Annotated in this window: 13 protein-coding genes; 5 read left to right on the top strand and 8 right to left on the bottom strand. The window is 69.7% G+C overall.

Going from position 1 to position 14,678, the window contains the following annotated elements:
• The 5 genes from BJEO58_RS10815 to mraZ form a co-directional block, all read right to left on the bottom strand.
• A complete protein-coding gene (locus BJEO58_RS10815; RefSeq protein ID WP_101589490.1) occupies window positions 1-1,533 on the bottom strand; it encodes a UDP-N-acetylmuramoyl-L-alanyl-D-glutamate--2,6-diaminopimelate ligase in 1,533 nt (510 codons plus the stop codon).
• A complete protein-coding gene (locus tag BJEO58_RS10810; RefSeq protein WP_101589489.1) occupies window positions 1,530-3,302 on the bottom strand; it encodes a peptidoglycan D,D-transpeptidase FtsI family protein in 1,773 nt (590 codons plus the stop codon). The genes BJEO58_RS10815 and BJEO58_RS10810 overlap by 4 nt, the downstream gene beginning before the upstream one ends.
• A gap of 40 nt (window positions 3,303-3,342) precedes the next feature.
• Window positions 3,343-3,924, bottom strand: coding sequence for a cell division protein FtsL (gene ftsL / locus BJEO58_RS10805; protein WP_101589488.1), 582 nt, complete (start codon window positions 3,922-3,924; stop codon window positions 3,343-3,345).
• On the bottom strand, window positions 3,921-4,892 hold the full coding sequence (rsmH, locus tag BJEO58_RS10800) for a 16S rRNA (cytosine(1402)-N(4))-methyltransferase RsmH (protein ID WP_101589487.1): 972 nt from the start codon (window positions 4,890-4,892) through the stop codon (window positions 3,921-3,923). Before rsmH ends, ftsL begins: the two co-directional genes overlap by 4 nt.
• 207 nt (window positions 4,893-5,099) lie before the next feature.
• Complete coding sequence (gene mraZ, locus BJEO58_RS10795; RefSeq protein WP_101589486.1) at window positions 5,100-5,531, bottom strand: division/cell wall cluster transcriptional repressor MraZ; 432 nt, start codon at window positions 5,529-5,531, stop codon at window positions 5,100-5,102.
• A 460-nt stretch (window positions 5,532-5,991) separates the two neighbouring features.
• Between mraZ and BJEO58_RS10790 the strand changes: the two genes are divergently transcribed.
• Genes BJEO58_RS10790 through BJEO58_RS10780 form a run of 3 tightly spaced genes read left to right on the top strand, consistent with a single transcriptional unit; the run spans window position 5,992 to window position 10,426 of the window.
• A complete protein-coding gene (locus BJEO58_RS10790) occupies window positions 5,992-6,942 on the top strand; it encodes an AAA family ATPase (protein ID WP_101589485.1) in 951 nt (316 codons plus the stop codon).
• Window positions 6,942-8,087 carry a DUF58 domain-containing protein gene (locus tag BJEO58_RS10785; RefSeq protein ID WP_101589484.1) on the top strand — a complete coding sequence of 382 codons (1,146 nt, stop codon included), beginning with the start codon at window positions 6,942-6,944 and terminating at the stop codon, window positions 8,085-8,087. The genes BJEO58_RS10790 and BJEO58_RS10785 overlap by 1 nt, the downstream gene beginning before the upstream one ends.
• Window positions 8,084-10,426, top strand: coding sequence for a transglutaminase TgpA family protein (locus BJEO58_RS10780; RefSeq protein WP_101589483.1), 2,343 nt, complete (start codon window positions 8,084-8,086; stop codon window positions 10,424-10,426). Before BJEO58_RS10785 ends, BJEO58_RS10780 begins: the two co-directional genes overlap by 4 nt.
• Before the next feature lie 358 nt (window positions 10,427-10,784).
• Here the strand turns inward: BJEO58_RS10780 and BJEO58_RS10775 are convergent, their stop codons facing one another.
• The gene (locus BJEO58_RS10775; RefSeq protein WP_101589482.1) at window positions 10,785-11,186 is read right to left on the bottom strand and encodes an SCO2097 family morphological protein; all 402 of its coding nucleotides are present in this window, start codon (window positions 11,184-11,186) and stop codon (window positions 10,785-10,787) included.
• A 117-nt stretch (window positions 11,187-11,303) separates the two neighbouring features.
• Window positions 11,304-12,578 carry a DNA polymerase IV gene (dinB, locus tag BJEO58_RS10770; RefSeq protein ID WP_180951915.1) on the bottom strand — a complete coding sequence of 425 codons (1,275 nt, stop codon included), beginning with the start codon at window positions 12,576-12,578 and terminating at the stop codon, window positions 11,304-11,306.
• A gap of 29 nt (window positions 12,579-12,607) precedes the next feature.
• Between dinB and BJEO58_RS10765 the strand changes: the two genes are divergently transcribed.
• Window positions 12,608-13,147, top strand: coding sequence for a hypothetical protein (locus tag BJEO58_RS10765; RefSeq protein WP_144573818.1), 540 nt, complete (start codon window positions 12,608-12,610; stop codon window positions 13,145-13,147).
• Window positions 13,144-14,247, top strand: coding sequence for a polyprenyl synthetase family protein (locus BJEO58_RS10760; RefSeq protein ID WP_101589479.1), 1,104 nt, complete (start codon window positions 13,144-13,146; stop codon window positions 14,245-14,247). The genes BJEO58_RS10765 and BJEO58_RS10760 overlap by 4 nt, the downstream gene beginning before the upstream one ends.
• A gap of 59 nt (window positions 14,248-14,306) precedes the next feature.
• On the opposite strand, the gene BJEO58_RS10755 is transcribed toward BJEO58_RS10760, so the two are convergent.
• A complete protein-coding gene (locus tag BJEO58_RS10755; RefSeq protein ID WP_101589478.1) occupies window positions 14,307-14,663 on the bottom strand; it encodes an Rv2175c family DNA-binding protein in 357 nt (118 codons plus the stop codon).
• Between the last annotated feature and the right edge of the window lie 15 nt (window positions 14,664-14,678).

The following is a 14,678-nucleotide window of genomic DNA, read 5'->3' as shown; positions in this document are numbered from 1 at the left end:
TCAATCCTGAACTCTACCGGTTGCGGCACGTGCGGCCCGTGAGGCCACGGCTTCGCGTGTCCGCTTCCTATCGTCGAATGGGAGCACTTCGCCGTCGATCTCCTGACCGGTCTCGTGCCCCTTGCCCGCTACGAGGAGCGCGCCCGAATCTCCTGCATACTCCACCGCTCGGGCGATGGCCTCCCCGCGCGGTGTCAGCTCGAGGAGCCGATCGGGCCGCACGCGGGCAGTGCCGTCGGAGATCGCCGCACGAGCACCTTCGAGCAGCGTCGCCCGGATGGCGGCCGGGTCCTCTGTCCTCGGGTTGTCATCGGTGATGATCACGACATCCGCGCGCCGCGCGGCGGCCGCTCCCATCGCGGGCCGCTTCGTGCTGTCCCGGTCGCCTCCGGCTCCCACGACCACGACGAGAGGCGCACCGGAGTCGGAGAGCCCGCCGAGCACCTGGTCGAGGGCGTCCGGCGTGTGCGAGTAGTCGACGACGGCCAGCGGCGCAGCCTCGTGCACGCGCTCCATGCGCCCGGGGACCACGACCTCGAGTCCCTCCGCTGCGGCCTCGAGCCGCTCCGCGGACACGCCGCCCGCGTGGAGCATCGCGAGCGCCAGAGCCGTGTTGGTGCGGTTGAAGTCTCCAGGCAGGGGCGATGCCGCGCGAATGCTGTCGCCGCCTGCAAGATGCAGGATGAACCGCTTCGGACCCTGCTCACGCACCAGCAGGTGATCGGGGTCGAGTCCGGCGTCCGATGAGACCGTCACGACGGGGATCGTCGCGGCCTGAGCCATGCGTGCTCCCCACGCGTCCTCGACGACGACCACTCCGCTCCTGGAGTGCTCCGGGGTGAAGAGCGCGGCCTTCGCCGCGAAGTAGTCCTCCATCGTCGGATGGAAGTCGAGATGGTCCTGACTGAGGTTCGTGAAGCCCGACACGGAGAAGACCGCGCCGTCCGCGCGGTGCTGCGCGAGGGCATGGGATGAGACCTCCATCGAGCAGACGTCCACCCCGGCGTCGCGCATCCGGGCGAAGAGGCGGTGGAGGTCGGGCGCCTCGGGTGTCGTGCGGACGCTGGACTCGACCCGGCCTGCGATCGTCGTCGCCACGGTGCCGATGAGTCCCGTCGTGGAGCCGAGGCGGGTGAGGAGCGCGTCGAGGATGAAGGCGGTCGTGGTCTTCCCATTCGTCCCGGTCAGCCCGTACAGCTTCAGCGACGAGGAATCGGTGCCGAACACCTGCGCGGAGATGCCGCCGAGCACTGCGCGCGGCGAGTCCACCACGACGATGGAGACGCCCTCGAGGTCGTCGACCGAGCGGCGCAGGGTCTCCAACCCTGCCACGTCGGTGAGGACCGCATCGATCCCGCGGCCCAGGACCTCGGCGCCGAAGGCGGCTCCGTGCACGCGCGCACCCGGCAGCGCGGCCCAGAGGTCACCCGGGGCCGCACTCCGGGAATCCTGCGATACTCCGTCGACGCCACGCGTCGCGTCACCCACGATGCGGGCGGTGAGTGGCAGGCGCAGATCGGAGAGTCGCATCATTTCCATTCCATCGGGGTATCGGACGGCTCGCCGGTCGACAGGGGCACGCGGAGGTGCCGGAGGGCGAATCCCGTGACGTCGGAGAAGACGGGGGCCGCTGACTGCCCACCGTAGTATCCCTCGCGCGGCCGCTGGAGTGTGACGGAGACTGCGATGCGCGGGTCGTCGACGGGGGCGACGCCCACGAATGAAGAAGTGTACCCGTCATATCCCCCGCCCTCTGCCGCCGGGGCCTGCGCCGTGCCGGTCTTGCCGCCCACCCGGTAGCCGGGCACAGCTGCGTTTCCTGCGGTGCCGCTGACGACGACGTGCTCGAGCATGTCCAGGACCTGCGTGGACGTCTCTGCGGACACGACCCGGGTCCCCTTCCCGACCTCGGCGGGTGTGAAGCGGCCGGAGGGGTCGACCGTCCCGTCGACCAGCTGGGAGTCGGGCAGCACGCCCCCATTCGCGATCGCGGCGAATGCGGCCGTCGTCTGCACGGCGTTCGCGGTCATCCCCTGTCCGAACATGACGGTGTACTTCGTGCGCCCATCCCATTCGTCTGCAGGATGGAGGACTCCTCCCGTCTCCCCGGGGAACCCGATGTCCGAGGACTCACCGAACCCGAATCGGGACAGATAGTCGTAGCGCTGATCGGAGGACAGCTCGTTGCCCGCCAGGATCGTGCCGGTGTTCGACGACTGCGCGAGGATTCCTGCGAGAGTGAGCTTCTGATCCGGGTGCGACGAGGAGTCGCGGAACTCCTCGTCGTTCGGCGCCGTCCACTCGTCGGGGACGACGAACTCGTCGGCCGGGGTGTGGCGGTCCTCCTCGAGCAGCCCGGCGACCGTGATCATCTTCGCAGTCGATCCGGGTTCGAACCCCGCTGTGAAGATCCGTGAGCCCCGATCCTCCGCGTCGACGGATCCCGGGGCGTTCGGGTCGACGCTGGGCGCCTCCGACGCAGCCAGGATCTTGCCGGTCTCCACATCCATCATGACGACTGAGGCCCATTCAGCCTCGTGCTCCTTCACCGCCTGCGCGGCAGCCTCCTGGGTGTAGTGCTGGATCGTGGGATCGACCGTGAGGCGGATGCCGGTCCCATCGACTGCGGGAGTGTGGCTCGAGTCGCCCAGGGGGATGCGCTCGCCGAGCAGTCCGCGCTCGTACTGCTGCTTCCCGTCCTCACCCGCGAGGATCTCGTCGTAGCTGTGCTCGAGTCCGGCAAGGGGCTGTCCGTCGGATCCGACGAAGCCCACGAGGTTGCCGCCGACTCCGCCGGAGGGGTACGAGCGGATCGCGTACTCCTCGAACGTCAGCCCGGGGATCGCGAGCTCCTCGATCTCATCGCGGACCTCGCTCGTGAGACCAGTGGCAACGACGTTCCAGCGCCGGTCCCCGTCGAGCTTGGGGTTCAGCAGGCCGGGCTCCGTGTCGAGGACTCCGGCGAGTTCCTGGGAGGCGCCCCATGCACCGAGCAGACCACCCTCGTCATCCGTGTACTCGGCGACGTTCTGCTGGTCGACGACGAGCCGGAACCGTGCCGCGTTATCGGCGAGCAGCGTGCCGTCAGCGGCCTGGATGGATCCTCGGTGCGCGGGCAGGGTGACGGTGACGAGGCGTCCTTCGAGTGCCTTCGCGGCGGCCTGCTGCTGATCGACCCCCTGGATGGTGACGAGGTTCCACAGCACGATGCCGAGGATCGCGAGGAACGAGATGCCGACGAGGCGGATCCTCCCGGCTGGGGCGATTCGCCAGCGCTTCCTGCGCCTGGGCACGTGGGCCATCGCGTCTCATCCCCTTCTGTCGTGCGTCAATCTCCGGTCGTCACTGCGGCGGCTCTTGCGCGGGCGCATTGAACTCGCTGCCATCGCCGCCCACCACGGGCAGCCGCTCATCGGAGCGTAGATTGGGACGGGCGTCATCCCGCGCATCGGCACGCGGACCCGGGATGCTCTCAGGGGATTCCACGGCGGGGTCCGCACCCCCGGCCTCCTCCGGAGTGATGACCCGCCCCGTCGACAGATCGATGTAGGCCGGGTCGACGTCGCGCTTCATGCCCTGCTCCTCCGCGAATGCGGCGATGTTCTGCGGGCTCTCGCGGTAGGAGATGTCTTCGACGAGGCGATCCCGCTCGTCCTGCAGGACGGACTGCTCCTCCGTGAGCGCCTGCACGCGGAAGGTCGTGTGTGAGACGGCGATGTTCGCCAGGAGGATCGCGACCACGCCCACGAGGATGATGAGGACCACCCAGACGGCGGTGGGGAACGACGGGCGCGCAGGCTCCGGCAGCACGAGCCGCAGGCGCCGCACGGTGCGCTGCGGCAGCGTCGCGGGCGCGGGCCGTCGCGTTCGGGCCGGTGCGGTCACGGCAGGGCGCGCGTGGGTCGTGCGCAGTGGAACGCTCATCGTGCCTCTCCGATCTTCTGGACTGCGCGCAGCCGCACGCTCGCTGACCGCGGGTTGCTCTCGACCTCGTCTGACGCCGCGGTCTCAGCGCCGCGGGTGAGGGGCGTCAACCACGCCTTGAGGTAGTCGGGGACGACGGGCAGGTCAGGCGGCGCCTGATCGCGGGAGCCCGTTGTGAAGACCCGCTTCACGATCACGTCCTCGAGCGACTGGTAGGACTCGATGACCGCTGTCCCGCCGATGTGGAGCCGCCCCAGTGCCGCGGGCAGCGCGGTCGACAGCGAATCGAGTTCGCGGTTCACCTCGATCCGCAGCGCCTGGAAGGTGCGCTTCGCGGGATGGGACCTCTTCCGCTTGGCCGGGCCGTCGCCGACCACGCGCTCGAGGAGGCCGGCGAGCTGGTCGGAGGTCTCCCAGGGGCGCTTCTCGCGGTCCGCCACGACGGCCCGTGCGACGCGCCGCGCCTGCCGCTCCTCCCCGTACTCGCGGATGATGCGCACGAGGTCGGCTTCCGGGTAGGTGTTGAGGACGTCCGCCGCTGTCAGTCCCCGGCTCTGGTCCATCCGCATGTCGAGCGGCGCAGGGCGCGAGTAGGAGAATCCGCGCTCGTCCTCGTCCAGCTGCAACGAGGAGACGCCCAGGTCGAGCAGAAGAGAGCTGATGCGGTCGATGCCGAGGTCGTCGAGCACGTCGTCGAGCTCATCGTCGACCGCGTGCACCGGAGTGAGGCGATCGCCGAACGCCGACAGACGGACTCGCGCCCGGTCGAGTGCGTCGGTGTCCCTGTCGAGGCCGATGACACGCACATCTGGGAAGGCGGCGAGGATCCCCTCGGCGTGCCCGCCCATGCCGAGCGTGCCGTCGACGACCACAGGGGCGATGCCTGATTCGCGAGCCGCGGCGACGCCGACGCCTACCAGCTCCACACAGCGCTCCAGCAGCACCGGGGTGTGGGCGAATCGCTCCATGTCACGCGCTCCTGCCATGCGGGTCCGTCGATCTGTCTGGTCGTGCCGGAAGGTGCTTGCGCCGCCTCCCACCGGGTGCGCTGGGTCCAGAACCCCGACCGCCCGCGCCCTGCCGCCGGGGAAGTGCGTCAGGACCTGCGGGCTTCGGAACCGGGGAAGTGCCCCGAAACCACAGGCGGGCGAGGATCTCGATCCAGCGCTTGAGTGTCAGATGACCCCGGGGATCACCTCGTCCGAGCGGTCCGCGAAGCCCTGCTCCGTCTCCGCCAGGTACTGCTCCCAGGTCGGGGCATCCCAGATCTCAGCACGGTTTCCCATGCCGATGACGGCCACGTCGCGGTCCAGCCCTGCGTACTGCCGCAGAGCCTGCGGAACGGTGATCCGGCTCTGCTTGTCGGGCTGCTCCGCCGACGCCCCTGAGAGGAACACACGCAGGTAGTCCCTTGCGCTCTTGCTCGTCATGGGCGCTGTCCGCATCTGCTCGTGGACGCTTTCGAACTCCCTGGTGGAGAAGACCGTCAGACAGCGCTCCTGTCCGCGGGTCAGCACCAGGCCGTTCGCCAGCTCCTCACGGAACTTCGCGGGGAGGATGAGGCGGCCCTTGTCGTCCAGCCGCTGCGCGTGCGTGCCGAGGAACACGGTGCCTCACCCCCTTCGAATCCCCTGGGGGCTCCGATGGCTCCCACTGTACTCCACTTGCCTCCACAGTTTGCCGCATGCGACCCCACTTTGCCTAGGCAAGCAGCATTTCCGCAGGTCAGATATGTGGAGGAAAGTGGGAGGAGCTGAGCATCCGCGTGTCGACCCGCGTGTCGGCAGGCTGGCGACGGGCAGGCCAAGACTCCCCCCCCCCCCGCAGCCGGAACCCCCGCCCTCAGGCATCAACACAGGTGAGAGAGCCAGCCGGCGATTCGGGCCGCCCCTTTCCCCCACGATCCGCGCCGCTTCGTGGCAGACAGAGGGATCGAGTGGAGGTGAGTGGGGAGAGTGGTGGAAGACAGTGGGGAATGCGGAGCGGGGGCCACTCGGACCCGCCGCGTGGAGCCGTCGCGCACACGCGGAGTGGAGCAGTGGTGGCGCGTAGGAGAGAATGGAGGGTATGACCGCGCTCGGGAACGACCACATCACGCACATCCAGTCCGTCGCACAGAAGTCGCGTGCGGCGATGAACAGCGTGCTGGACGGCAAGGACCACGCTGTTCGCACTGCGCTCATCACCCTGTTCTCCGGAGGGCATCTGCTCCTCGAGGACGTTCCGGGTGTGGGCAAGACCCTCCTGGCGAAGGCGCTCGGACGAGTGGTCGGCGGAAGCGTCCGACGCGTCCAGTTCACCCCGGACCTCCTGCCGTCCGACGTCGTCGGGGTGAGCATCTTCAACCAGGAGACCCGCTCGTTCGAGTTCCGCGCAGGCCCGGTGTTCGCGAACGTGGTGATCGCGGACGAGATCAACCGCGCCTCCCCCAAGACGCAGTCGGCGATGCTCGAGTGCATGGCGGAGAATCAGGCGAGCGTCGACGGCACGACCTATCGCATGCCGCAGCCCTTCATGGTCGTCGCGACGCAGAATCCCGTGGACATGGAGGGCACGTACTCCCTCCCGGAGGCACAGCGGGACCGCTTCACGGCCCGCATCTCGATCGGCTACCCGTCGTCGGCCGCAGAGATCGACATGCTCGACCACCATGTCGAGTACGACCCCCTGGCGCAGACCTCTGCCGTGACCACCCTCGACGAGGTGACACAGGCACGGGACCTCATCCGCCATGTCCAGGCGAGCCCGGAGCTGCGTGCATACGTCGTGTCCCTGCTCGACGCGACGCGGAATGATCCTGGCATCGCGCTGGGCTCGTCCCCTCGCGCCGGCGTGCAGCTGCTGAGGACCGCCAAGGTCCTCGCAGTGCTCGGCGGGCGCGGCTACGTCACTCCCGACGACGTCCAGAGCCTGGCCGTCGACGTCCTCTCCCACCGCATCGTCCCGCGCGAGGGCGACGACCCCCAGCTCGCCGCGTCCCTCGTGGGAGACGTCCTCCGCCGGGTGCCGGTGCGCTGATGCGCCCCACCGCCTCCGGGCTCATCTTCCTCTTCCTCGGGGCGGCGCTGGGAATCGCGGCCTACCGGTTCTCACTCCCGGGCATACTGCCCGCCGGCCTCCTCCTCGTGGCGCTCGTCCTCCTGTCGGGCCTCGTCGTCGCCGTCGCCTCGGGACGACTCGCAGTGGCCCTCTCGTCACGGATGCGCCACGTGGACGGCAGCCCGCTGACCACGGTCGGCACGGAGGCGCAGGTCGACCTGAGCGTCCGGAACCGGACCCCGCTCCCCGTCGGGTCATTCACTCTGGAGCTGCGCATGGAGGACGGCTTCGGCCCGGACCGGACGCTGAGGCTCCCGGGCCTCCCCGCCCGCGGCGAGGACGGAGCGTCCGTCACTGTCGTGCCCACCCGACGCGGGAGGAGCGGCGTCGCGGACGTCGGCCTGCGCATCGAGGGACCCTTCGGCCTCGTCACCCGTCGTCGCCGCACCGGCACCCGCCTCAGTGTCGCGGTCGCGGTGCCGGACCAGCGGCTCCCGGTGCACTCCTCACCTCGGACGAGCCTCGATCAGTCGGACTCCGACCGGCTCCTCCGGGGCACGTCGACGCTCGACTTCCACACTCGCGAGTACGTCCCAGGAGACGACATGAGGCACGTCCACTGGTCATCCACAGCACGCATGGGCGAACTCATGGTCCGAGAACGGGCCCATGAGGAGACGCCCACCGCCGTCATCCTGCTCGATACACTCGGCGCAGACCCGGAAGGGCACGGCGCCGACATCGCGGTCACGGCCGCGGCGGCCGCCGCGCTCCACCACCTCGACAGGGACTCGGAAGTGGTCTTCTGGTCCGGTCCGACCCGGCTGCGGCTGGCGAGCGGACGAGGCCGCGACGCAGTCCGCCTCGAATCCGCCCGGCACCCTGCCGGCGCCCAGGTCCCTGACGACGCGAACGTGCCGACGTCCGCGTGGCACGTGTCCGTCTGCACTCTCACGACGGAGCGCGCAGACGCTCTCAGCTCGAGGCTGCCCCGAGGTCAGGCACGGTCCCGCTTCGTCGTCGAAGAGCTCGACGACGACGGCGTGAGCCTCGACACCGCCCTCTTCGGCGGCGCGCTCAGCGTGCCCCACCAGTGGCGGCGCAGCCCGGGAGCCGTGCGATGAGCGCCGGCCCCACGCTGACTCAGACACCCTCGTCCCCCGCTGCGGACGGGCCTTCCGCTGACGGTGCCACGACGCGTCACGACACCGCGCCGTGGCTCCCCGCGGTCTGCACAGCACTCGCGATGCTGCTCGCCGCCTACAGCGTGAGCGCGATCTTCGCCGACTGGGCATGGCTCCCGCCGACGCTCGTCATGATCGTGCTCGTGGTGGGCAGCGGCGCGCTGCTCCGCGCGATCCCCGTGGTGCGAGCCACCGGGTCGGCCGTGCTCGCCCAATGCGTCCTGGCCGTCCTCGCGGCCCTGTACCTCTGCGCCCCGTCGGCCATGCCGTTCGGCGTGCCGAGCCCGGGGGCGTTCGCGGAGCTCTTCTCCGTCCTCGGCTCCGGCATCGACGACATCTACGCGACGACGGCCCCGGCGCCGTCGACCCCGGGATTCACTGCGATCCTGGTCGTGGGCATCGGCCTCATCACGATTCTCATCGACGGCCTCGTCGCCGATCTCCGCGCACCCAAGATCGGCGGCATCCTGCTGCTGCTCATCTGGATCATCCCCGTGTTCCTGGCGGGCCCCCACCTGTCGTGGCATCACTTCGCGGCGATCGGCTGTGCTTTCGTGGTGCTGATGCTGTCGCACTACCTCGCGGTGCGCGTGCGGAGGGCCGCCGCCTTCTCGGTCGTGGCCGGTGCCGTGGCCCTGGTGCTGGGCGTCGGCCTGCCGATGCTCCTCCCGCCGGTCGCCCAGCGGCCGCAGCAGCCGCTCGGGCAGCCCGAGGACATCACTGTCATCAACCCGTTCCTCGATCTCCACGCCGACCTGGACCAGTCGAACGACCAGGTGGTGTTCACATACTCCACCGATGATCCGATGGCTCCTCCGATCCGCCTCACGAGCGTGAGTGCGTTCGACGGCACGACGTGGATGCCGGAGCCCTTCGACATCGATCCGTTCGCGGTCGCCGCGGACGGGCTCCCCCGACCTGAGGGCGTCTCCGCCGACACCCCGGTCGTGGAGCGGTCCGCGCAGATCTCGATCGAGGATCTCGACGAGCAGCATCTTCCCGCCCCCTACGCGCCGTCCTCCGTGGACGGGGTGGAGCGCCGGTGGATCTACGACCCGTCGACGCTCACGATCGTGGGCAACGGCGTCCTGTCCACGGACGCGGAGTACACGGTCGACTACCGGTCGGTCGAGCCCACCGTGGACCAGCTCGTCGAAGCGGAGCCTGTCGACGGGGACGAGTTCGAGTCCGCACTCGAGCTCCCGGATGACGTCCCGGATGTCATCCACACGACCGCGGAGGAGGTGACGGCGGGGTCCGAGAACCAATGGGAGACCGCGATCGCGCTCCAGGACTGGTTCCGCAGCGACGAGTTCGAGTACTCCCTCGACGCACCTGCCGATGCGTCCGGGTCCGCACTCGAGGACTTCCTGCGCGACCGACGCGGATACTGCGTGCAGTTCTCCGGCGCGATGACGGCGATGTCGAGGTCGCTCGGCATCCCGGCCCGGATCGGCGTCGGCTTCACGGCGGGGACGCCCACAGGCGACGACGAGTACGAAGTCCGGCTCAATCAGGCCCACGCCTGGCCGGAGCTCTACTTCGAGGGCGCCGGCTGGGTGCGGTTCGAACCCACCCCCGGCGGTCCTGCCGGAGATCCCCCGCCCTGGGCGGACGCGAGCGGAGGAGACGAGGGATCCGAGGAGGAGACCTCATCCCCGACCGAGGCCCCGGCCGAGGAGACGGAGGCCGCCCAGGAGACGCCGCCGGCGGAGGCGGAGGCGGAGGAGACCGAGGCCGCTGAAGACACAGAACCGGTGTCCGACGGTGCACCTGCATGGATCCTCGTCACCGGCGGAGCAGTGCTCCTCGCCCTGCTCCTCATCGTCCCCTCTGTCGCACGGATCTTCGTGCGCCGCTCCCGCCTGTCGGGAGGGGCCGCGTCCCGTGCGGAGGGCCTGTGGGAGGAGATCGCTGCGACGGCGATCGATGAGGGCCGCGGCTGGGATCGCAGCCGGACGCTGCGCGATCACGAGCAGCGTCTGGCGACCGGACTCGAGTCCGATGACGCACAGACGCTCGCACGCGCATCGGATGCTGCCGAAGCGCTGCGGTACGGAGGAGGAGCTGACGAGCGCGCCGTGCCCTCCACCGACGAGTCCACGCGTCTCGTCGCCGCTCTGCGCGGCACACGTGCACAGGATATGGGCGTGTGGAGCCGCATCCGTGCGACGGTCCTCCCGCGCAGCCTCGTCCAGCAGGTGCCGCGGGGGCGTGACGTCTCACAGAAGCCGGCTCCAGAGGATTCGACCGCGCGCACTGATGCGGGACACGGCTGACGCACGGGCAGTTCCGTCAGGACTGACGGATCCTCGGACCCCGGAGGCCGGAGGATCCGTCGGTCCTCGTCGTGCGAGACGACGAGCGGTGCACCCCGGCGTGTGAAGGGCAGATGGCACCGGACGGGCGCGGGGTCGGCATATTCTTCACGCGCCCCGGTGTGTGAAGGACGGATGGTTGAGGACGGTGGAGCGCGGGGAATGGGCACCTCGAGCCCCGGGTACGTGCCACTCTGCGGTGAGCGCACGGCGGGTGACGGGCGATTGCGCCGCCCGGGCCCCTGGGTGTCAGTTCATTGCAACTGCTCGCCGTCGATGATCGAACGGAGTCACGATCGCCTGTGAGCCGTGGGGAAGATCACTGTCCGCCGCGGCGCTTGTCCCAGCGATCTTCCATCCGATCCATGAAGCCGGACGGCTTCCGGTTCTGTGCAGTCGACGGTCCGGGCGAACCGGTCGGACGTGACGACGGGGCATCGGTCTTGGGTGCCCTGCCCGAAGACAGCGCCCAGAAGCCGCCGCCCACCATGACTGCGAAGCCGAGCACACCGAGTGGCCAGATGCCGGACCAGATCGCTCCGAGCACGATGGCCAGGCCGATGACCACACCCACGACACCGATGACGACGCGGGTAGCGGACAATCCGTCCCCCGGCCCCACAGGCTGATCCTCGGAGATGCTGCGGGTGAAACTGGGGTCTTCCCTCAGCTGCTGTTCGAGCTGGTCCAGCAGCTGCTGCTCGTGGTCTGAGAGAGCCATCCCGATCTCCTCGATTCGTGTTCTGCGCGGTGTCCGCTGACGCGGAGCGGAGTGATTCCGCGAGGCGCCGCGGTACTCCTCCTATGATAGTCGCCAACCTGGGAAATCGCCCAGCCGTCATCCTCTCCGCAGGAGCGAAGCCGAGGTGATCGAGTCTCCGCCGAAGCGGCTCCTCACCTCGTCGAGTGCGCGCTGGGCCTCACTCGCCCCCGCCGCAGAGTCACCTGTCGATCCGTCGCCCTCGATCGACTCCCCCGAATCGTCGACCTCGAACAGGGACGCCTGCCGTCCGGAGGCGGCACGGTCCGCGAGTCCGTGCGCACGCACGCCCAGCAGTCTCACGCCCGCTCGATGATCGGCGCGCAGCCGGCGCAGCGGGACCAGCAGTGCCGCGCGCAGGTCGTGCGGGAGGTCGCTCGGCACGGGCAGCGTCACCGATCGACTGAATGTGGTGAAGTCCGCCAGTCGGTACTTCAGCCCTGCCCCGCGGGCAGTCGCCCCCTCTTTCCGGAGTCGGGCGGCCACGTCGTCGCAGAGGCGGAGCAGTTCGGTCTCCAGCACGTCCGCGTCCCACACGTCGTCGCCGAAGGTCCGCTCGGCGCTCACGGAGTGATCCTTCGGCTCGCTGTGGAGCGGACGGGCGTCGATGCCGTGAGCGAAGTCGCGCAGCGTCCTGCCGTGCGCACCGAACGTCCTCGCGACCCATGCCTCGTCCGCGTCGGCCAGGTCCGCGATCGTGCGGAGACCATACCGCGCGAAGCCGCTCTGCGTGCTCTGCCCCACCCCCGGCAGAGCTTCGACGGGCATGGGCCGGAGGAAGTCCGCCACTCTGTCCACGGGCACGACCAGCAGCCCGTCGGGCTTCGCGCGGGCCGAGGCGAGCTTCGCCACGACCTTCGTCGATGCCGCTCCGATGGATGCCACGAGTCCGGTCTCCGCCCGGACCGCCGCCCGAAGCCCCTGGGCGATGCGGCCGGGCGAACCCAACCGACGCACCGCCGACGTCACATCGACGTACCCCTCGTCGATGCCCACCCGGACGTATTCGTCGGTCACCCGGGCCACGATGTCGAACACCTGCTTCGAGTATGCGCTGTACAGCCCTCTGGACGGAGGGATGAGGATCGCCTGCGGGCACAGCGTCATCGCCCTGCCCACAGGCATCGCTGCGTGCACTCCGTACGCCCGCGCCTCGTAGCTCGCGGACACCACCACTCCGCGACCTCCGCTGCCGCCGACGACCACCGGACGGCCCCGCAGTTCAGGACGGCTGAGCAGTTCGACGCCCACGAAGAACGCGTCCATGTCGATGTGGAGGATCACACACCCGGTATCGTCCGTGCCCAGTCGGTCGAGGTCGCCCCCGCCCCGGGCAAGCTGCTTTCGACTCACATCCACCCCCGCGCGGTACTCTGGTCAGCATGGTACTCCGCTCCCCCCGGACCGTGCTCGTCTGCACGGCCGCCGCACTCGCGTTCGCCGGCTGCTCCGCCCCTGAAGCCGACGGTGACGGTTCTCCTCCGACAGAATCCGCTCCGTCCGCAGAGGAATCCGCCACCGGCCCGGGCACGGACGCACCGGACGTGACGGAGACCCCCACCGGACCGGATGTGCAGGCCACGAGCGGTGCGGTCATCGACGGATTCCCCTCCGTGATCCCCCCGCTGCCCGATTCCGAGGTGGTCCTCTCATCCGTCGAACCGGCCGCGGACGGGCAGCCCGTCGCCGCGAACCTCACGATGCGCACCACCTCATCGGAGGACGATGTGCTCGACTTCTACAGCGACCACTTCGAGGACGCCGACTTCGAGCCCGTGGGCGACCCGTCGTCCGACGGCGGAGTCACCTCGCAGTCCTACCACTCCGATGACGCGGGCCAGACCGTCGCTGTGAGCATCGCGCCGGATCCTGACGGCGAAGACGGCCTGCTCGTGTCCGTCGGTGGGAGAGTCCTTCCGTGACCGCGATCCGCGCGGATGCCAACGGCAGCAGACTGACTCCCGACGCCGAGGTGCGGGCCCGCGTCGATGCGACGCTCGGGGCCTTCCTCGAGCACACGGGGACGACGCTGCGGGAGATCTCTCCCGTAGCGGACCGGCTCCTGGATCCGCTGCGGATGTTCAGCGCCGGCGGGAAGCGCGTCCGCGCCGTCCTCACCTGGTGGGGCTACGAACTGGCCGGCGGAGGCGATGCCGAGGCGATCGCCGCGGCGGCCGGATCGGTCGAGCTCCTGCACGCCGCGGCGCTGGTCCACGACGACATCATCGACGATTCGGAGACCCGCCGGGGACGACCGGCGATGCACGCGGGCTTCCGCGCCGCCCACGCGCGCTCGCGCATGAGCGGCGACCCGGTTCTGTACGGCACGGGAGCGGCCATCATCGGCGGCGACCTCTGCCTCGCGCTCAGTGAAGAGCTGTTCGACTCCGCCGGCTTCGCCAACGCTCCGGCGGCACGGGAGGCGCACGCCGCGCTGCGCCGGGACGTCATGCTGGGACAGTTCCTCGACATCGAGCTCCAGGCAGCGCACCCGACGCGCGCGGAGCTGCGGGAGCGCGCGGACGAGGTCCTCACCCACAAGACCGCGAAGTACACGGTCGTCCAGCCCCTGGTCCTGGGCGCAGCGCTTGCAGGTGCCGGCGACGCGCTGCGGGCCGCCCTCGCGGATTTCGGCCTCCCGCTGGGCCGTGCGTTCCAGATGCGGGACGACGTCCTGGGCGTCTACGGCGACCCGGGTATCACCGGCAAGCCGGCCGGCGACGACCTCGTCCAGGGAAAGCGGACGATCCTCGTGGCAGAGGTCCTCGATCGCGCCGCCGAGGCCGAGGCGCGGTGGTTCGAGGAGAGGCTCGGCGCGGAGGACATCTCAGCGCATGACGTCGCACGGATGACTGCGATCATGACGGACTGCGGCGCACAGGACGCGTTCGAGCGCCTCATCGAAGCCGAGACGGCGCGTGCTCTGGCTGCACTGGACGAGCTGAAGCGCCTGGGGGTGGCGCATGACGATGCGACCGTCCTGGAGGCCTTCGCCGATGCGCTGACGCAGCGGCACCGCTGACCGGGCGGGGCGGGCCATGCCTCGCACTCCGGTCGACCGATCAGTCGACGAGTGCCTGGTCAGAGAGCGAGGGCCTGCGCGCGCCTGCGGACCTCGCCCTTGTTCCCCGCCCGCAGCAGATCGATGGGCCGACCGGGGAGCGATTCGTCAGGGGTGAACAGCCACGCGATCGCCGCCTCCTCGTCGAATCCCGCATCGAGCAGGGTCGTGAGTGTGCCGCGCAGGTGCTTGAGCGGCATGGAGTCCGCATCCAGGAAGAGCTCCGGAACCTGGAACACATCGCGATCACCCCGCCTCACACCGACCAGGGCCCGGTCCTCGAGGAATCTGCGCACCTTCGAGATCCCCAGTCCGGACCGCTCGGCGATATCGGGAAGCGGCAACCATGCGTCTACGAGTTCTTCTGATCCATTCACTCCCCCAGCCTAACG

The sequence above is a fragment of the Brevibacterium jeotgali genome (genome assembly GCF_900169175.1).
Lineage (GTDB): Bacteria > Actinomycetota > Actinomycetes > Actinomycetales > Brevibacteriaceae > Brevibacterium > Brevibacterium jeotgali.
The sequence above is the reverse complement of the archived record's forward strand: the minus strand, read 5'-3'. Positions and strand labels throughout refer to the sequence as shown.

Bases quoted from the DNA above. Each gene is read 5' to 3' on its own strand.
- BJEO58_RS10810 (WP_101589489.1), bottom strand. From the start codon at position 3,302: ATGGCCCACGTGCCCAGGCGCAGGAAGCGCTGGCGAATCGCCCCAGCC.
- ftsL (WP_101589488.1), bottom strand. From the start codon at position 3,924: ATGAGCGTTCCACTGCGCACGACCCACGCGCGCCCTGCCGTGACCGCA.
- BJEO58_RS10765 (WP_144573818.1), top strand. From the start codon at position 12,608: ATGGTACTCCGCTCCCCCCGGACCGTGCTCGTCTGCACGGCCGCCGCA.
- BJEO58_RS10780 (WP_101589483.1), top strand. From the start codon at position 8,084: ATGAGCGCCGGCCCCACGCTGACTCAGACACCCTCGTCCCCCGCTGCG.
- BJEO58_RS10785 (WP_101589484.1), top strand. From the start codon at position 6,942: ATGCGCCCCACCGCCTCCGGGCTCATCTTCCTCTTCCTCGGGGCGGCG.
- rsmH (WP_101589487.1), bottom strand. From the start codon at position 4,892: ATGGAGCGATTCGCCCACACCCCGGTGCTGCTGGAGCGCTGTGTGGAG.
- BJEO58_RS10790 (WP_101589485.1), top strand. From the start codon at position 5,992: ATGACCGCGCTCGGGAACGACCACATCACGCACATCCAGTCCGTCGCA.
- BJEO58_RS10815 (WP_101589490.1), bottom strand. From the start codon at position 1,533: ATGATGCGACTCTCCGATCTGCGCCTGCCACTCACCGCCCGCATCGTG.
- BJEO58_RS10775 (WP_101589482.1), bottom strand. From the start codon at position 11,186: ATGGCTCTCTCAGACCACGAGCAGCAGCTGCTGGACCAGCTCGAACAG.